This window comes from Microbispora bryophytorum, assembly GCF_006874465.1.
Lineage (GTDB): Bacteria > Actinomycetota > Actinomycetes > Streptosporangiales > Streptosporangiaceae > Microbispora > Microbispora bryophytorum.
Map to the genome: position 1 here is coordinate 41,024 of NZ_VIRL01000011.1, position 18,608 is coordinate 59,631.

Consider the following 18,608-nt stretch of genomic DNA (forward strand, 5'->3'; position numbering starts at 1 on the left):
GCGGTCTTCTGCTCAGGCCGGAGTGCCGGTGGCGAACGGCGCGCGGGCTGCAGCGGCAGGCGCGGCGGCAGCGGGCGCGGCGGCGGGCCGGGCGAGGGCCTCGTCGAAGCGGGCCCAGACGAGGGCGGCCAGGTCGTCGTCCACGCCGAGGGGCGCGCTGACCAGGTCCGCACCGCTGCTCACCAGCCGGTCGTGGAAGAAGCCGGGCGCGAGCAGGTAGGAGGCGACGGCGACGCGCGGGGCGAGGCCGGCCCTGGTGCGATCGAGCGCCTCGGCGAGCGTGGGCGTCCCGGCCGAGGCGAAGGCGGCGGTGACGGGACGCGAGAGCCGTACGGACAGCAGCCGGGCGGCGGCGCGGACGTCGTCGAGCGCGGCGGGGTCGGACGAGCCGGCCGCGCCCAGGATCACTGCGTCGCAGGGCCGCAGACCGGCCGCGGCCAGGCGGCGCGCCAGCACCGAGGTCAGCAGCCGGTGCGGCCCGAGCTGCCCGGCGACGACCGCGTCGGGCCGGGCGCGGGCGACCACGGCCGGCAGGTCGATGTGCGCGTGGTATCCCCCGGCGAGCAGCATGGGGACCACCACGACCGGCCCGGCCACCCGCGACAGCACGCCGGACAGCAGCGGCGCGCTGATCTCCAGGAACCCGAGCTCGACCGGCGCTCCGGGTCTGGCGCGGCGCACGCGGGCCGCCAGGGAGCCCATGACGGACTCCCAGTGGCCGCTGCGCGCCCCGTGCGCCGCCATCACCAGGGTCGGGGTCACCAGGGTCGGATTCACCGCTCGTCCCGGCCGCAGGCGAGGCGGTAGCCTCGCTTGACCACGGTCTCGACGATGCCCGCGGGGCCGAGCGCCCGGCGCAGGCGGGTGATGGCCATCTCGACGGCGTGCTCGGCCGAGTCGCGGGAGGGGCCGCCGGGCAGCACGACCCGCAGGTCGGCCCGGTTCACGACGTGCCCGGGACGCTCGGCGAGCCGCTTGAGCACGGCCATCGGGGCGGGCGGCAGCGGCTTGAGCTCGCCGTCGACCACCACGGCGTGACCGCGGATCTCCAGCTCGTGCCCGCCCGCGACGAGCCGCGTGACGCTGCTTTCCGGCAGGTGGCGGGCGAGGGTCCGGGCGAGTGCGCCGAGGCGGGCCCGGTCGGGCTGGACGGCCCGCACGCCGCGCTGGGTCAGCGGCCCGGCGGTGACCGGGCCCACGCAGGCCGCCACCACGCGGGTGTCGAACGCGGCGAGCAGCGCGTCCTCCAGCCCGTCGGCGCGGGCGGCGCCCAGCATGGCCAGCACGGCGGGCGCGCTGGTGAAGGCCACCGCGTCCACCGAGCCGGTGATCGCCTGGCTGATCAGGCGGCGCAGCGGCGAGGTGTCGCGGTAGGGCAGCCACCGGTAGACCGGCACCTCGATCACCTCGGCCCCCGCCTCCCGCAGCGACGCGACGAAACCGTCCAGCGGCTCGCCGTGCAGCTGCACGGCGATGCGGCGGCCGCGCAGGTCCTGCGCGAGCAGGTATTCCTTGACCTCCTCGCACGACTCCGTGGCCGGCGTCCAGAAGTCCACCAGGCCGGCCGCGCGGACGGCCCCGCGCGCCTTGGGGCCGCGGGCGAGCAGCCGCGCGCGGCCCAGGTGCGCGTTCAGGTCGGCGGACAGTCCCCAGCCCTCCGCCGCCGCCATCCACCCGCGGAACCCCACGCCCGTGGTGATGACCACCTCGTCGACGGGCGCCTCCAGGCAGGCCCGGGTCGCGGCGAGCAGCCCGGCGTCCTCCGCGAGCGGCACGATGCGGATCGCGGGCGCCCGCACGACCCGGGCGCCCCGCCGTTCGAGGAGCGCGGCCAGCTCCTCGCTGCGGCGGGTCGCCGTCACCCCGATCGTGAACCCGGCCAGCGCGTCCGGCGCCGTCTCCAGACTCATCGGGGTCTCGTCCACCAGCGCGGTCATACCACGCTCACCTCCACGGTTCCGTCGGTGACCCGAATGGCGTAGGTCGGCACGGTCACGCCGGAGCCGTCCGCGCACACGCCGGTCACCAGCGAGAACACCTGCTTGTGCATGGGCGAGGCCACGGTCGGCTCGCCGTTCCTGGTGCCGACGATGCCCCGGGACATCACCTGCGCCCCGCTGAACGGGTCGAGGTTGCCCAGGGCGTACAGGGCGCCGTCGAAGGTGCGGAAGACCGCCACCTGCCGGTCGTCGACGAGCACCGCCGCGCCCTGCTCGGGCAACAGGTCGGTGTAGGGGCAGACCGGGATCCAATGGCCGGCCAGGGCCGGACTCGCGTCGAGGATGGTCATCTGCGGGTCACCTCCAGTGGGATCAGCATCGGCTTGATCTGGTCGCGCTCGGTCTCGAAGGAGATCGAAGGGTCGGGAACGCCGGGGGCGTTCACGAAGCTGACGAAGCGGCGCAGCTTGTCGGGGTCCTCGATGGTGGCGCGCCACTCGTCGACGTACGTGGACACATGCCGCTCCATCTGCGCGTCGAGTTCGGCGCAGATGCCGAGCGAGTCCTCCATGATCACCTCACGGAGGTAGTCGAGCCCGCCGTCCAGGTTCTCCAGCCACGCGGCGGTGCGCTGGAGCCGGTCGGCGGTGCGGATGTAGAACATCAGGAACCTGTCGATCGTCCTGACCAGGTCGTCGGTGGACAGGTCGGACGCGAGCAGGTCGGCGTGGCGCGGCTTGAAGCCGCCGTTGCCGCCCACGTAGAGGTTCCAGCCCTGCTCGGTGGCGATGATGCCGAAGTCCTTCGACCGGGCCTCGGCGCACTCCCGGGCGCAGCCGGACACGGCCGACTTCAGCTTGTGCGGCGAGCGCAGCCCCCGGTAGCGCAGCTCCAGGGCGATGGCCAGGCCCACCGAGTCCTGCACGCCGTACCGGCACCAGGTGGACCCGACGCAGGACTTCACCGTCCGCAGCGCCTTGCCGTAGGCGTGGCCGGACTCGAAACCGGCGTCGACGAGGCGGCGCCAGATGGCGGGCAGCTGCTCGACCCGGGCCCCGAGCAGGTCGATGCGCTGCGCCCCGGTGATCTTCGTGTAGAGCCCGAAGTCGCGGGCCACCTCGCCGATCACGATGAGCTTGTCCGGGGTGATCTCGCCGCCCGGGATGCGCGGGACGACCGAGTAGGTGCCGTTCTTCTGGATGTTGGCCAGGAACTGGTCGTTGGTGTCCTGCAGCGCGGCCTGCTCGCCGTCGAGGATGTGGCCGCGGCCCAGGGAGGCGAGGATCGAGGCGACCGCGGGCTTGCAGATGTCGCAGCCGCGGCCGGTCCCGTGCTCGGCGATGAGCTGGGAGAACGTCGTGATCCCCCGGACGTTGACGATGTCGAACAGCTCGGCCCTGCTGTGCGCGAAGTGCTCGCACAGCGCCTTGCCGACGTCGACCCCCGACTTCACCAGGATCTGCTTGAGCATCGGCACGCAGCTTCCGCACGTGGTGCCGGCCCGGGTGCAGTCCTTGATGCCCTGCACATCGGTGAGGCCCTTGTCGGCGATGGCCTCGCAGATCCTCCCCTTGGTGACGTTGTTGCAGGAGCAGACCTGGGCGTCGTCGGGCAGGTCGACCGACGCCTTGCCCGCGCCGGCGAACAGCAGGTCGCTCGGCGCGCCGGGCAGCGGCTTGCCGACGAACGGCCGCAGCGCGTTGTACGGCCCGGCGTCGCCGACGCAGATGCCGCCGAGCAGGGTCTTGGCGTCGTCGCTGATGAACAGCCGCTTGTAGACACCGCCCACCGGGTCCATGTAGGTGACGTCGAGCGCGCCCGACATCGCCCCGAACTGGGCCACCTCCACGCCCAGCAGTTTGAGCTTGGTGGACATGTCCGCGCCGGTGAAGGTGGCCGGGCCGTCCAGGATCCGCTCGGCGGCCACCTCCGCCTGGGTGTTGCAGGGCCCGACGAGGCCGTAGACCATGCCCGCGGCCAGGGCGCACTCGCCGATCGCGTAGATGCGCTCGTCGGAGGTGCGCATGCTCGCGTCGACGACGATGCCGCCGCGCTCGCCGACCTCCAGGCCGCAGGCGCGGGCAAGCTCGTCGCGCGGCCGGATGCCTGCGGAGAAGACCACGACCTGCGCGTCGATCGCCTCGCCGTCGGGCTTCACGAGCGACGTGACCCGGCCGTCCGGGCCGGCCTCGATCGACCGCACGCCCGCGCCGGTGTGGATCGTCAGCCCGAGCCCCTCGATGTGCCCGCGCAGCACCGAGCCGCCGCCCTCGTCCACCTGGCGCGGCATCAGCCAGCCGCTCATCTCGATGACGTGCGTTTCGAGGCCGAGCCCGCGCAGGGCGTCGGCCGCCTCCAGGCCGAGCAGGCCGCCGCCGATGACCACGCCCGCGCGGGCGTCCCGCGAGGCGTCCCTGATGGCGTCCAGGTCGTCGATCGTCCGGTAGACGAAGCAGCCCGGCAGGTCGCGGCCCGGCACCGGCGGCACGAACGGCGCCGACCCGGTGGCCAGCACCAGCACGTCGTACGGCTCGCTGTCGCCGGCGTCGGTGGTGACGGCGCGGTTGACGCGGTCGATCGCGGTGACGCGGACGCCGGTCCTGAGCGTGACCCCGTCGGGCGCCGGATAGGTGAGGTCCTCGACGCTCTTGCCGCTGAGATAGGAGGTCAGCGCGACCCGGTCGTAGGCCGGGCGGGGCTCCTCTCCGAAAACGGTGACCGTCCCGTCGAAGCCCCGGGCGTCGAGCGTCTCGATCAGGCGGTGGGCCGTCGGGCCGTGTCCTACGACGACGAGTCTCATGCGCGTACGGTCCTCCATGCGCTCACGGTCCTTCATGCGCTGACGCCCTCCTGCTCACACAGCCAGCCGACGATGCCCTCGACCGCGTCGCGGCAGCTGCCGCAGCCGGTGGTGGCCCTCGTCGCGGCGGCCACAGCCTCCACGTTCCGCGCGCCGGATTCCCAGCACGCCCTGATCTGGCCCTTCGTCACGTTGTTGCACTGGCAGACCCGGGCCGAGTCCGGCATCCGGGTGGGGCTGTCGGCGACCGCCGCGCCGCCCACGCCCGCGAGATCGGGGAACAGCAGCCCGGTGCGGTCGCCGGGCAGCGGACCTCCCCGGTCGAAGAGCTGGGTCAGCGTGCCCACCGCGGAGGTCTCGCCCAGGAGGATCGCGCCGACCAGCCGGCCCTCGCGAATGACGAGCTTGCGGTAGGTGCCCGTGTGCCGATGGGAGAAGCGGACGATCTCCGCCTCGTCCTCCGTCAGCTGGGTCTCCCCCATCGCCGCGAGCTCCACGCTCCTGGCCTTCAGCCGGGTGACCAGCCGCGAGCCGCGGTAGCGCGCGCCCTTGTCGGCTCCGGTGACGAGGTCGGCCACGACCGACGCCTGCTCCCAGCCGGGGGCGACCAGCCCGTAGACGCGGCCCGCGTGCTGGGCGCACTCCCCGATCGCGAAGATCGACGGGTCGTCGGTGCGCATCTCGTCGTCCACGACGACGCCGCGCTCGACCTCCAGCCCCGCGTCGCGGGCCAGCCCGACGACCGGGCGCACGCCGCAGGCCAGCACGACCAGGTCGGCGTCTATCAGCTCGCCGCCGGCCATTTCGACGTGCCGTTCGCGGATCGCGCTCACGGTGACGCCCGTGCGGATGGCGACGCCGAGCGCGCCGAGCGTCTCGCGGAGGATGAGCCCGGCCTCCTCGTCGAGCTGGCGCTCCATCAGGTGCCCGGCCAGGTGCAGCAGCGTCACCGGGACGCCACGGCCGGCCAGGCCCCGCGCGGCCTCGATGCCGAGCAGGCCGCCGCCGACCACGACCGCGCTGCGCGCGCTCGTGGCGGCCTCCCTGATCCGCTCGCAGTCGTCCAGCGTGCGGAACGCCGTCGCCCGCTGCACGCCGGGGATCGGCGGGACGACCGGCTCGCTGCCGGTGGCGAGCACGAGCACGTCGTACGGCTCGCGCGTCCCGTCGGCGGCGACCACCGTCTGGCAGTCCCGGTCGATGGCGATGACCGGGACGCCGAGGCGGGCGGTCACGCCGTGGTCGGCGTACCAGCGGGGGTCGAGCAGCCGGACCTGGTCCGGGCTCGACGTGCCGGCCACCACGTTCGACAGCAGGACCCGGTTGTACGGCTGCCACGCCTCGGCGCCGAACGCCGTGATCTTCACGTCCTTGTCCCGGGCGCGGACCTCGCTCACCACACGCGAGCCCGCCATCCCGTTCCCCACCACGACAAGCCTCACGCGACACGCTCCCCGTCTTCGGCGCACCGCTCGATGGCGGCGGCGCAGACCTTGAACTCCGGCATCCGCGACGTCGGGTCGAGCGCCGGATTGGTGAGCAGGTTGACGCCCTCCCAGTGGAACGGCATGAACAAGGTGTCCGGCCGGATCGAGGTGCTCACCCGGGCCACGCCCTCGGCGGCGCCCCGGCGGCTGCGCACCCGGACGCGGTCGCCGGGGGCGACGCCCAGCCGCTCGGCGAGGTCCGGGTGCAGCTCCACGAACACCTCGGGCGACGCCTGCGTGAGCGGGCGGATGCGGCGCGTCTGCGCCCCCGACTGGTAGTGGGCGAGCACCCGCCCCGACGTCAGGTAGAGCGGGAACTCCTCGTCCACGTCCTCGGCGGGCGGGCGGTGGTCCACCGGCACCAGCCGGGCCCGGCCGTCCGGCGTCGCGAAGCGGTCCAGGAAAGGCCGCGGGGTTCCGGGGTGCGGGTCGTCCCCAGCGCCGTCGTTCCCGGTGCCGGGACACGGCCAGAACACGCCGGTCTCGGCCGCGATGCGCTCGTAGGTGATGCCGGAGTAGTCGGCGACTCCCCCGGCGGAGGCCCGGCGCAGCTCGTCGAAGACCGTGCGCGGGTCGGCGGGGAACTTCTCCGCGCAGCCGAGCCGCTCGGCGAGGCCCCGCAGGATCTCCAGGTCGCTGCGCGCGCCCGGCGGCGGCGCGGCGGCCTGGCGGCGCAGCAGGACCCGGCCCTCCAGGTTCGTCATCGTGCCCGCCTCCTCGGCCCACTGGGTCGTGGGGAGCACGACGTCGGCCATGGCCGCGGTCTCCGACAGCACGAAGTCGGCGACCACGAGCAGGTCGAGCGCGTCCAGCCGCCGGGTGACGTGCCCGGCGCGCGGCGCGGAGACGACGGGGTTGGAGCCGAACAGCAGCAGCGCCTTCGGCCCCTCCGGCGTGCCGAGTGCGTCCAGCAGCTCGTACGCGGACCGGCCGGGGCCGGGCAGGTCGGCGGGGTCGATCCCCCACACGGCCGCGACGTGCGCCCGCGCCGCGGGGTCGTCGATCTTGCGGTAGCCGGGGAGCTGGTCGGCCTTCTGACCGTGCTCCCTGCCGCCCTGGCCGTTGCCCTGGCCCGTCACGCAGCCGTAGCCGGAGCCCTCACGGCCGGGCAGCCCGAGGGTGAGCGCCAGGTTGACGAACGCGGTGACCGTGTCGGTGCCCTTGGCGTGCTGCTCGGCCCCCCGGCCGGTCAGCACCATCGCGCGCTCCGCCTCTCCGAGGATCCGCACGGCCTCGCGCATCCGCGCGACCGGGACGCCGGTGACGCGCTCCACCCGCTCGGGCCACCAGGCCGACACGGAGGTGCGCACGTCTTCGAAGCCGGTCGTGCGGGCGGCCAGATAGTCCGCGTCGGCGTACCCCTCGGCGATCGCGATGTGCAGCAGGCCGAGCGCCAGCGCGAGGTCGGTGCCGGGGGTGACCTGCAGGTGCAGGTCGGCCATCTTGGCGGTTTGCGTGAGGCGCGGATCGACGACGACGAGCCGGCCGCCCCCGGACCGCATCGCGGTCAGGTGGCGCACGAAGGGGGGCATGGTCTCGGCGACGTTGCCCCCGGCGAACAGGACGGCCCCGGCGCGGGCGATGTCGGTGATGGGGAACGGCAGCCCGCGGTCCATCCCGAAGGCCCGGTTGACCGCGGCCGCCGCCGAGGACATGCAGAACCTGCCGTTGTAGTCGATCTGGCTGGTCCGCAGCGCGACCCGGGCGAACTTGCCGAGCTGGTAGGCCTTCTCGTTGGTCAGCCCGCCCCCGCCGAACACCGCCACGGCGTCCGGGCCGTGCGCGGCCCTGATGGCCCCGATCCGGGTGGCGACGTAGTCGAGCGCCTCGTCCCAGCTCACCGGGCTGCCGTGCAGCAGCGGGGTGGTGAGCCGCTCGGGCGAGGTCAGCAGCTCGGCCGCCGTCCAGCCCTTCTGGCACAGGCCGCCGGCGTTGGCCGGGATGTCCTCCCGCGGGGTGATCTCGCCCTTCGCGACGTACATGCCGCACTGGAGCGCGCAGTACGGGCAGTGCGTGGCCGACCCCACGGCCGTGTCCGTGTGCACCACAGTGCCCGCGGCGGCCTGTGAAATCACAGGGCCGGGAGCGTGCGGTGAGATCGGCATGGATCCGATGGTGCTGACAGGCGGTTTCACCGCTGGGTCCCTTCTGTTACCGCTGTGCTACAAGGCGCCAACCGCGCTAACTTCCGCGAGCGCGGCGTGTGAGAGACCCCGTCGTCTCGAAAGCTCACTTGTGCTGTCGCCGCTTGTGAGGCATGAGCCCGGAAAAGGCGGGCGCCGCGCGGGCGCCCGCGGAGAATCCGCCTCTCAGACCCGGGCGGCCGCCAGGCTCGGCGCCGCCTTCGCTCCGAGGGTGCGCATGTAGCAGAACCAGGTGAGCGTGAAGCAGAGGGCGTAGAAGGCGGCGAAGGCCGCCAGCGCCGCCCCCGCGCCGCCGGTGGCGGCGATCGAGCTGCCGAACCCGCGGTTGATGAAGAACCCGCCGAAGGCGCCCACCGCGGAGATGAACCCGATGGCCGCCGAGGCGTCGCGCTTGCCGGTCGCCAACGCCTCCTCGTACGCGGGGGTGCCGGGCTCGACGCCGATCACCGCCTTCGCCCGGAAGATCGCCGGGATCATCCGGTACGTGGAGCCGTTGCCGACGCCCGCGGTGCCGATCAGCAGCATGAACGCGGCGAAGAACAGCACGAAGTCGTGGGCCGACATGGCCCGCCAGACGAGCAGGACCGAGGCGATCATCGCGGCGAAGTTCCAGAACGTCACCGAGGCGCCGCCGAGGCGGTCCGACAGCCAGCCGCCCACCGGCCGGATGAGCGACCCGACCAGCGGCCCGAGGAAGGCCAGCGAGGTGAGCGAGGCGTGCTCGGGGAACTGCGACTTGATGAGCAGCGGGAACGCGGTCGAGTAGCCGATGAACGAGCCGAAGGTGCCGATGTAGAGAACCGACATGATCCAGGTCTGCGCCCGGCCGGCCGCCTTGGCCATCTCCTTCGGCTCGGCCCTGGCCGAGGTGAGGTTGTCCATGCAGAAGTACGCCCCGGCGGCGGCGGCCAGGACGAGGGGCACCCAGAACAACCCGGCCGCGGCCAGTCCGAACCCGGCGATGACCAGCGGCATCAGCAACTGCACGGAGCTGACGCCGATGTTGCCGCCGGCCGCGTTCAGGCCGAGGGCGGCGCCCTGCCTGTTCTGGGGGTAGAAGTGGGTGATGTTGGCCATGCTGGAGGCGAAGTTGCCGCCGCCGAGCCCGGCCGTCGCCGCGATCGCCAGGAAGGCCCAGTAGGGCGTGCCCGGGTCGTTCACCGCCACCGCGAGCAGGACGGCGGGCACCAGCAGCAGCGTCGCGCTGACCACCGTCCAGTTCCGGCCGCCGAACCGGGCGGGCGCGAAGGTGTAGGGGATGCGCAGCGCCGAGCCCACGAGGTTCGGCAGCGAGACGATCCAGAACAACTGGTCGGTGGAGAACCTGTAGCCGCCGAGTTTGACCGCGACGATGCTCCAGACGGTCCACAGCGTGAAGCCCAGGTGCTCGGCCAGGATCGAGAACACCAGGTTCCGCCGGGCCACCTTCTTGCCGGTGCTCTCCCAGAAGACGGGGTCGTCCGGTCGCCAGTCACCGATCCAGCGGCCCTTCTCCGGTGCCGCCGCCTGCGTCGCCGCCATCGCTCCTCCTGCGTCCTCATCAACTGGGCCGGTAACAGAAGCTAGGAAGAGCGCGTTACGCACTTTGACCATGGGTGACCGTGCGGCCGTTACATGTGCCGCACCCACGAAACATGCAATCCACAGGCATAACGGACGCAACATCGGGTTAACACGGCCCCGCTCGTCAGGCGGTCCGCGTTTCATCCACGTGTCGTCCTGCGCGCCGTCCCCGGCCGGCCGCAGTCACGCAAGGTCAGCAGCCTCACCGCGACCCGTACGCGAGGCATTTCGCGACATTCCCGCGATCGCGCTAGTGCCATTCTTTGACCGGACTACGGCATTTTCCGCTGCGGCATGGCGCGGACATTTCGGTTGACATGTGACCGGTTTTCGCTCGCAGGAATATCCGCGGCGGGGAGAGGGGATATCGATGCCGCCTCCCGCCAGACGAGGACCCCCGAGGGTCCGCGCACTCGGGGAGGACGGATGCCAGCGGTCTCGCGCCGCGCGTTTCTTTCGACGGGGCTCCTCTGGTCGGTGAGCCTGCCCGCCGCGGTGCTGACCGCGCAGGGCGGGCTCGTCGCGGCGGCCACGCCCGTCTGGGCCGGGAACCGCCCGCGTCGGCCGCGCGTGTACACCCGGTCGGACTGGAAGGCCGATCCGCCCAGGAGCAAGGCCGAGGTGCTCGACCACGCGCCCGACCGGCTCGTCGTCCACCACACGGCGACGGCGAACACGGACGCGACCGACCTCGATGCGGCTTTCCGGCTGTCGCGGACGATCCAGCGCTATCACATGAAGCACAACGGCTGGGAGGACATCGGCGAGCAGTTCACCGTCAGCCGGGGCGGATACGTCATGGAGGGCCGCAACCGCTCGCTGCCGGCCGTCGAGGCGGGCAAGCACGTGATGGGGGCGCAGGTCGCCGACCACAACGACCACACGCTGGGCGTCGAGACCGAGGGGACGTACACGTCCAGCCTGCCTCCGGCCCGCCAGCTGTCCGCGCTGACCGCCCTGCTGGCCTGGCTGTGCGACACCTACGCGCTCGACCCGCACGAGGCGATCATCGGCCACCGTGACCTCAACAGGACCGCCTGCCCCGGTGACCGCCTCTACGCGTACCTGCCGCGGCTGCGGGACGACGTCGCCGGCCGCCTGGGCGGGCGCGGGTCCGGGCGGGCCGAGCCCCCGCCGCCGCGGCTCGCCCTGCCCGGCGGTGCGTACGAGGGGGCCGCTCTCGTCGGCGACCTGCCGCTGGAGCACGGTCCCGCCGTGGGCCCGCACGAGCTGAACCGATGAGACGGGCCCGCTGAAAACGGGCGGCCCCCCGTGGGGAGCCGCCCGTGCCGTCCGATCGGGTCAGAGCCGCTCGACGTCGTCGCCGCGGCAGCGGTTGCGCGTGTCGAAGACGAAGGTCGCGGCGCGCTGGACCAGTTCGTAGTCGAAGCAGTCGTGGTCGGTGAGGACCACGACCGCGTCCGCCGCGGCCAGCTCGGCGCCGGTCAGGTCGGTCAGCTCCACTTCCAGCCCGGCCGGCAGCTGTGCGAGATCGACGTGCGGATCGACGGCCCGCACCCGCGCTCCGAGCTTGACCAGGGCCCGGGCCACCTCGATCGACGGCGACTCGCGGCAGTCGCCCGCGTTCTTCTTGTAGGCGAGCCCGAGCACCAGCACCCGGCTCCCCTTGACCGGCTTGCACCGCTGGTTCAGCGCGAGGGCCAGCCTGCGCACCACGTGCTCCGGCATGTGGTCGTTGATGTCGTTGGCCAGCGCGACGAACCGGAAATCGTGCCCGAGGCTGCGCTTGACCTTCCAGGACAGGTACGACGGGTCGATCGGCAGGCAGTGCCCGCCGACGCCGGGCCCGGGAGTGAAGCGCATGTAGCCGAACGGCTTGGTCGAGGCGGCGTCGACGGCCTCCCACACGTCGATCCCGAGCTGCCGGGCGAAGATCGACAGCTCGTTCACCAGCGCGATGTTGACGTGCCTGAACGTGTTCTCCAGCAGCTTGCACAGCTCGGCCACCTGGGTGGACGACACCGGGACGACCCGCTCGACGACGGCGCCGTAGAAGGCCTCGACCCGGGCACGCGAGGCCTCGTCGAGACCCGACACGACCTTCGGGGTGTTGTCCAGCCGCCACTGGCTGTTGCCCGGGTCGATCCGTTCGGGGCTGTAGCCGAGGAAGAAGTCCCCGGGAGCCCGCAGCCCCGAGCCCTCCTCCAGGATCGGGCGGAGGAACTCGTCGGTGGTTCCGGGATAGGTGGTCGACTCCAGCACCACCGTGGCGCCGTGCCGTACGAACGGGGCGATGGACCTGCCGGCCGAGGCGATGTGACGGAGGTCGGGGGCCCCTTCGTGCAGCGGTGTCGGCACCGTGATGACGCAGACGTCGAACCCTTCCGCCGCGGCGTAGTCGGTGGTGGCCAGATACCTGCCCGACCGCCCGGCCTCGGCCAGAGCCTCGTCGGAGACGTCCTCGACATAGCTCTCGGCCGCGTCGAGGCGTTTCACCCGCCACTCGTCCAGGTCGATTCCCACCACGTCGAACCCGGATTCGACCGCACGCATGGCAAGTGGCAGGCCGACGTATCCCTGGCCGATCACGACCAATTTCTCTCCCATTACAGGGCCCCCGTCACTTCGCATCGACATCCCTGCCGACTGTAGAAGTCCCGGGATGGCCGGACGCCGATTCGGCGACGGCTCCGGCGTGTCGCCCGAGGCGTCCGACGCCGGGTGAATCGGCGCCCGCGCATTCCACGAGCGCGCATCGGACGCGCGTAAAACCCTGGCAAGGAGACCGCCGCGCGCGAACGTCGGTCCCCCGCACCGCCGGGCACGCGGCGAGACTGAAACCGGTGGGGCGACGCGGCATCGACACGTCCGGCCGGAACCCACATTCACCAGGGGAAAGGCCGGCGCGGCGGGGTTCCGCGGGCCCTTTCCGGACGACCGCACCGGCACGTTCGATCACGGCGCAGGGAGAGGACTGCTCAAGGCGACGACACACCCTCGCACAGCCGGGCAGATTCGCTCCGCGATAAGCGCCGTGCCAGAGGAGCTCATTCCCAAGTGCTTTCAGGAAACGCCCGGGAACGCGCCGTCCGTGACCGGATCACCCAACGCGAATTTCATATCCGTGCTGAGGCGGCGGCGTTGCCGGCGTCCTTCTTCTCGTAGGCAGGCGACTCGAATGGCTCTTTCGAATGACACCCATGACGACGTGGGCGCCGGAATCCGATGGTGGTCGGAACTGCGATGCCCGCGCTGCCGCGGCGCCCTCCGGGCCGAAGGCGGCCTGCGTTGCGGCGCCTGCCCCGCGACCTATCCCGTCGACCGCGGCGTCCCGCGCTTCGTGCCGCAGGACAACTACGCGGAGGGCTTCGGATACCAATGGAACCGGCACCGGCTGACCCAGCTCGACTCGCACTCCGGTCTGCCGATCTCCCGCGACCGGTTGTTCCGGGCCAGCCGCTGGTCGGCGGGCGAGCTTCGCGGGCGGCGGGTGCTCGAATGCGGCAGCGGCGCCGGGCGGTTCACCGAGGTGCTGTGTGAGACGGGCGCCGAGGTCACCTCCTTCGACATTTCGAGCGCCGTCCACGCCAACGCCGCCTCCAACAGGCGCTTTCCCAACCTGCGGCTGGTCCAGGCGAGCATCTACGAGATGCCCTTCCCCGAGGAGTCCTTCGACTACTTGATCTGCTTCGGCGTCATTCAGCACACTCCTGACGTCGAGCGGACGTTCAAGACGTTGTTCCGCTACCTGCGCCCCGGTGGCCGATTCTGCGTGGACGTGTACGCCGCCATGGTCGCGTACACGCACCCGCGGCACCTGCTCAGGCCGATCACCAGGCGGATCCCCCCGGCCAGGCTCTACTCCGCGGTGGACAAGGCCGTCCCGTGCCTGTTGCCGCTGTCTACGGCGCTCCACTCGGTGCCGAAGGCGGGACCGTACCTGGCCCGGCTGGTGCCCGTCGCCAACCTCCGCTACCTGAACCTGAAGGATCGGCGGATGCTGCGGACCTGGTCCGTGCTGGACACCTTCGACTGGCTCTCACCGCGGTACGAAAGCCCCCAGCCGCGCCGCCGCCTGGAGCGGTGGACGAGGGAACTCGGCCTGAGCGAGGTCTCCATCGAGCGCCACCGCGGGCTGTACGTCGTGCGGGGAGTGAAGTAGCCGCCGGGCACCCGCGGCGTCCGAACCCTTTCAAGCCAGCAACTGGAGAATCGATGTGCGGGATAGCCGGAACGGCGTCCACCCTGACTCCCGACCCCGACCTGGTCCGCCGCATGTGCGATGTGATCGTCCACCGTGGCCCCGACGGCGCCGGATACCACCATGACCAGCACGCCTCACTCGGCATGCGCCGCCTGGCCGTCATCGACGTCGCCACGGGCGACCAGCCCGTCCGCAACGAGGACGACACCGTCGTCGCCGTCTTCAACGGCGAGATCTACAACTACCCGGAGCTGCGCCGCGAGCTCGCCGCCAAAGGACACCGGTTCCGTGGACAGGGCGACTCGGAGACCCTCGCCCACCTCTACGAGGAACACGGCGACGACCTCGTCCACCGGCTTCGCGGCATGTTCGCCTTCGCCATCTGGGACCGCGCCCGCCGGCGCCTCCTGCTGGCCAGGGACCGCGTGGGCAAGAAGCCGCTTTACTGGCGCGCCGACGGCACCGCCATCCACTTCGCGTCGGAGCTCAAGTCCCTCGCCCAGGATCCTCGCATGTCCCGAGACATCGATCTCGACGCGCTGCACCACTACCTGACCTACCTGTACGTCCCCGCTCCCCTGTCGATCTACGAGGGGGTGCGCAAGCTGCCCCCTGCGCACCTGCTCGTCTGGGAGGACGGCGAGGTCACCGTCCGGCGTTACTGGCAGCCGGACCGGACCGTACGCGGGCCGGTGGACGAGCGGGAGGCCGAGGAGCGGACCCGGGAACTCCTGCTGGAGGCGACGAGGATCCGGATGGTCAGCGACCGGCCCGTCGGCGCGTTCCTCTCCGGCGGCATCGACTCCTCCGCCGTCGTCGCGGCGATGGCGATGCAGAGCTCCGAACGGGTGAAGACGTTCAGCATCGGCTTCGAGGACAGCCGCTACGACGAGCGGAGCAAGGCCCGCATGGTCGCCGAGCGCTACGGGACCGACCACCACGAGATGGTGGTCGACGCCGGCATGCTCGACATCCTGCCGCGCCTCGCCTGGCACTTCGACGAGCCCTTCGCCGACTCCTCGGCGATCCCCAGCTTCTACGTCGCCCAGCTCAGCCGCAGGCACGTCACCGTCGCGCTCAACGGCGACGGCGGCGACGAGTGCTTCGGCGGCTACCAGCGGTACGCCCTGGTGAACCAGGCCGGACGGATCCCGCCGCTGCCCCGTCACCTGGCGGCGATGTCCGCGCGGGTCGGCGACCTCATCACCCGGCGGAGCGGCTTCCGCTCCCTCCCCCGGCGGATCGGCCGGCTGATGCAGTTCGCCGCCGAGCCTCCGTCGCGCCGCTACGCCACCTTGATGTCCTGTTTCAAATCGGAGCAGAAGACCGAGCTCTACTGCGACCCGCTGCGCGAGCGCCTGGCCGGGACGGACAGCCGCCTGCTGCTGGAGAAGATCTTCCGCGGCTCGTCCGCGAGCACCGATCTCGGCCGGATCCTCGATGTGGATCTCATGAGCTACCTGCCGGGCGACCTGCTGGTCAAGGTCGACATCTCGACGATGGCCAACTCGCTGGAGGCGAGGTCGCCATTCCTGGACCATCACCTCCTGGAGTGGGCGGCGACGCTTCCCACCGGCCTGCTCGTCCGCGGCGGTCGCACCAAGATGCTGCTCAAGCGCGCGGTCGCACCGTGGCTGCCGGCCGAGCTTCTGCACCTGCCCAAGCAGGGATTCGGCGTGCCGCTCGCCGCGTGGCTCCGCGGCGAGCTGCGCGACCTCGCCCACGACGCGCTGACCGACGACACCGCGCGGGGCAGGGGGCTGTTCCGGCCGGAGGTCGTCAGCCGCCTGCTCCGCCAGCACGCGGCCGGCGCGGACCACAGCGCCCGCCTGTGGGCGCTGCTCCAGTTCGAGTTGTGGCACCGCGCGCACGCCGCGCCGCGCGAGCTCGTCGGCGCGGAGGCCCACTGCCCTCGGCCGGGTGCGTGAAGCCCGGCCCCGGCGTGGAGACGAGAGCAAGGGAGAGGTCCGCCGTGCCTCCGAGAACGGGAGCCGTCGAGCGCGTCGCGCTCCTCATCGGGCAGCTGGGGCTGGGAGGCGCCGAGAGGCAACTGTCCCTGCTCGCGCTCGGACTACGCGAGCGCGGCATCGACGTGCACGTGCTCCTGCTGGCGAGGGGCGGCCCGCACGAGGCGGCTCTGCGCGACGCCGGGATCACGGTGCACCCTCTCGGGTTCACCCGGTCCGGTCCGCTGGCGCCCGTGCGCAACGTCCGGGCCTTCTGCCGGATGACGCGCCTGCTGCGCCGCGTCAGGCCGGATGTCCTGCACGCGTACCTGCCGGAGAGCTACCTGCTGGGAGTGCCCGCCGCCCGCCTGGCCCGGGTTCCCGTCGTGATCGCGGGGCGGCGCGGCCTCAGCCGCTTCAACAAGGCTCGCGCGCTGTCGTTCACGCTCGGAACCGCGGCCACCCGGCTCGCCGATCACGTGGTGGCCAATGCGGCGGCCGTGGCGCAGGACGCCCGGAGCGTGGAGCGCATCCCCGCCCGCAAGATCACTGTCATCTACAACGGCCTCGCGCGTTCGGCGTTCGACCGGGTGGAGCCCGAACGGGTCGGCACCGGGCTGCCGGTCGTGCTGTGCGTGGCCCGGCTCGTTCCCGAGAAGGGACTGGCGTTCCTCATCGAGGCCGCCGCGATCCTGGCACGCCGGGGCCGGCCGTGCACGGTCGTGCTCGCCGGCGACGGCCCCTCGCGGGACGCCCTCGCAGCGCGTGCCCGCGCGCTCGGCGTCGACGTCCGTCTCCTGGGCGCACGGACGCAGGTGGGGCCGCTGCTGGCGGCCGCGGACGTGGTGGTGCTCGCCTCGCTCGCCGAGGGCATGAGCAACTCGATCATGGAGGCGATGGCCGCCGGCCGGCCCGTCGTCGCGACGGACGTCGGCGGCGGCGCGGAGCTGCTCGAAGGCCGCGGCATCCTCGTTCCTCCGGAGGATCCCGTGGCCCTGAGCGACGGGATACTCCGGGTTCTGGACGATCCGGACCTCGCGGCCGGGCTCGGCACCGCGGCACGCGCATGGGCGAGGAAGAACCTCGACCTGGACGTCATGGTCGACGACCATCTCGCGCTCTATCGGCGCCTGCTGGACGACCGATGCGGTTGATGACCGGCCCCGTGACGGCCGTCGCGGGAGTGCTGGCCAGCCGCATGATACGCGTCGCGCTGGGGGCCGTGACCGGCGTGCTCATCGCGCGCACCCTGCTGCCCGAGGGCAGGGGCGTCTACGCCGTGATGACGACCGCGGCGGCGACCGCCGTCGTGGTCGGCCACCTGTCGCTGGAGAAGTCGCACATCGTCTTCTGGCCGGACTCCTCCCGCCATCGGCCGCTCATCACGAACGCGCTGGTCCTCGGCACGGCCCTCGGGTGCGTGGCGGCGCTCGCCACCTTCGGGATCGTCGCGGCCTCCGCCTCGCCCGGCGCGTTCCCCCTCTGGGCGGTGGCGCTGCTCGCCGTCCCGTTCGGGACGGCGTCGATCAACCTGACCAGCGTCCTGCTGCTGCAGTCCCGGACGAAGACGGTCAACCGGGCCACGACGATCGCCGCGCTGACGCAGTGCCTGCCCATACTCGCGCTCATGGCCGCCGGGCACGTGACCGTCGCGAGCGCGGTCGTCTGCTGGGCCGCCTCCACCGTCGTGCCGTTCCTGTTCGCGGTCCGCGCGCTGTGGCCGATCCCCCTGCGCCGGGACAAGAGCCTCGTACGGCGTCAGCTCAGCCTCTCCGGCCGCTACCACGTCGGGTGGGTGGCCTACCACATGCTTCTCAGCGTGGACATCCTGCTGCTCAACGCGATGGACTCCGCGGCCACGGTCGGCATCTACACGGTGGCCGGCACGCTGATGACACTCGCCCGGATCCCGGCGGACTCGATCACGCAGGTCGTCCTTCCGCGGCAGGCCGTCAGCGGCGCGCACGAGGCCGAGCGCCTCACCGCCCGCACGCTGCGGCTCAACCTGCTCGTGTCGGCGGCCTTCATCGGGCTGGTCGCGGCGGCCTCGCCCTGGGCGATCCCGCTGGTGTACGGGCACGCCTTCGCCGCCGGCGTGGCTCCCCTGCTGGTCCTCGCCCCCGGCGCGCTCGCGCTGACCGTGACACGGCCGACCGAACAGTACCTGGTGCGGCTCGGCCGGCCGATGACGATGACCGCGATCGCCTGCACGGCGCTGGCGGTCAATCTCGTGCTCAACCTGGTGTTGATTCCGCCCTGGGGGGCCGTCGGCGCCGCGCTGGCGTCGACCGTGGCCTACACGCTGCTGGCGCTCCTGGAGACGGCGTGGTTCCTGCGGTCGGCGCGGGTGGGGGTGTCCGAGCTGGTGCCGCGCCTGACCGATCTGCGCGCCCTGTCCCCGCGGACGCCGGCCGCGACGGGGACGGCAGGGCGCCGCGCCGGGGCGCCGGTGACCGTCGCCCGGGTCGAGGGAGCGGCACGCACGGAGCGCACGGAGCGCACGGAGAAGGCGCCGCGGCACGTGCCCTGACCGCGGCGCCTCGTCGTCCCCCTCCCCCCGGAA

At 72.4% G+C, this 18,608-nt stretch carries 13 protein-coding genes; 5 read left to right on the forward strand and 8 right to left on the reverse strand.

The features are described 5' to 3' along the window. Positions 1 to 12 precede the first annotated feature (12 nt). The 7 genes from FLX07_RS20125 to FLX07_RS20155 form a co-directional block, all read right to left on the reverse strand. Positions 13 to 777 carry a sirohydrochlorin chelatase gene (locus tag FLX07_RS20125; RefSeq protein ID WP_229689852.1) on the reverse strand — a complete coding sequence of 255 codons (765 nt, stop codon included), beginning with the start codon at positions 775 to 777 and terminating at the stop codon, positions 13 to 15. Further along, positions 774 to 1,937, reverse strand: a complete 1,164-nt coding sequence (locus FLX07_RS20130) for a uroporphyrinogen-III synthase (protein ID WP_142572369.1) — start codon at positions 1,935 to 1,937, stop codon at positions 774 to 776. Before FLX07_RS20130 ends, FLX07_RS20125 begins: the two co-directional genes overlap by 4 nt. Next, positions 1,934 to 2,290 carry a nitrite reductase small subunit NirD gene (gene nirD, locus FLX07_RS20135; RefSeq protein WP_142572370.1) on the reverse strand — a complete coding sequence of 119 codons (357 nt, stop codon included), beginning with the start codon at positions 2,288 to 2,290 and terminating at the stop codon, positions 1,934 to 1,936. The genes FLX07_RS20130 and nirD overlap by 4 nt, the downstream gene beginning before the upstream one ends. After that, positions 2,287 to 4,776: a nitrite reductase large subunit NirB gene (nirB, locus tag FLX07_RS20140; protein WP_223853915.1), complete on the reverse strand. Its 2,490-nt coding sequence runs from the start codon at positions 4,774 to 4,776 to the stop codon at positions 2,287 to 2,289. Before nirB ends, nirD begins: the two co-directional genes overlap by 4 nt. Next, a complete protein-coding gene (locus FLX07_RS20145; protein ID WP_142572371.1) occupies positions 4,773 to 6,182 on the reverse strand; it encodes an FAD-dependent oxidoreductase in 1,410 nt (469 codons plus the stop codon). The genes nirB and FLX07_RS20145 overlap by 4 nt, the downstream gene beginning before the upstream one ends. Further along, on the reverse strand, positions 6,179 to 8,332 hold the full coding sequence (locus tag FLX07_RS20150; RefSeq protein ID WP_142572372.1) for a molybdopterin oxidoreductase family protein: 2,154 nt from the start codon (positions 8,330 to 8,332) through the stop codon (positions 6,179 to 6,181). The genes FLX07_RS20145 and FLX07_RS20150 overlap by 4 nt, the downstream gene beginning before the upstream one ends. Positions 8,333 to 8,536: 204 nt before the next feature. Continuing rightward, positions 8,537 to 9,892, reverse strand: coding sequence for an MFS transporter (locus tag FLX07_RS20155; RefSeq protein WP_142572373.1), 1,356 nt, complete (start codon positions 9,890 to 9,892; stop codon positions 8,537 to 8,539). 468 nt (positions 9,893 to 10,360) lie between these two features. On the opposite strand from FLX07_RS20155, the gene FLX07_RS20160 reads away from it, so the two are divergent. Further along, complete coding sequence (locus FLX07_RS20160) at positions 10,361 to 11,176, forward strand: peptidoglycan recognition protein family protein (protein ID WP_142572374.1); 816 nt, start codon at positions 10,361 to 10,363, stop codon at positions 11,174 to 11,176. A gap of 60 nt (positions 11,177 to 11,236) precedes the next feature. On the opposite strand, the gene FLX07_RS20165 is transcribed toward FLX07_RS20160, so the two are convergent. Then, positions 11,237 to 12,502 (reverse strand): nucleotide sugar dehydrogenase, encoded by a 1,266-nt coding sequence (locus tag FLX07_RS20165; RefSeq protein WP_142572375.1) that lies wholly within the window; start codon positions 12,500 to 12,502, stop codon positions 11,237 to 11,239. A 571-nt stretch (positions 12,503 to 13,073) separates the two neighbouring features. On the opposite strand from FLX07_RS20165, the gene FLX07_RS20170 reads away from it, so the two are divergent. The 4 genes from FLX07_RS20170 to FLX07_RS20185 are packed head-to-tail and all read left to right on the forward strand — an operon-like array spanning position 13,074 to position 18,575. Beyond that, positions 13,074 to 14,057, forward strand: a complete 984-nt coding sequence (locus FLX07_RS20170; protein WP_142572376.1) for a class I SAM-dependent methyltransferase — start codon at positions 13,074 to 13,076, stop codon at positions 14,055 to 14,057. Between the two features lie 53 nt (positions 14,058 to 14,110). Continuing rightward, positions 14,111 to 16,027: an asparagine synthase (glutamine-hydrolyzing) gene (asnB, locus tag FLX07_RS20175; protein ID WP_142572377.1), complete on the forward strand. Its 1,917-nt coding sequence runs from the start codon at positions 14,111 to 14,113 to the stop codon at positions 16,025 to 16,027. 44 nt (positions 16,028 to 16,071) lie between these two features. Further along, positions 16,072 to 17,199 carry a glycosyltransferase gene (locus FLX07_RS20180; RefSeq protein ID WP_167748318.1) on the forward strand — a complete coding sequence of 376 codons (1,128 nt, stop codon included), beginning with the start codon at positions 16,072 to 16,074 and terminating at the stop codon, positions 17,197 to 17,199. Further along, positions 17,190 to 18,575: an oligosaccharide flippase family protein gene (locus FLX07_RS20185; RefSeq protein WP_167748319.1), complete on the forward strand. Its 1,386-nt coding sequence runs from the start codon at positions 17,190 to 17,192 to the stop codon at positions 18,573 to 18,575. Before FLX07_RS20180 ends, FLX07_RS20185 begins: the two co-directional genes overlap by 10 nt. Positions 18,576 to 18,608 lie beyond the last annotated feature (33 nt).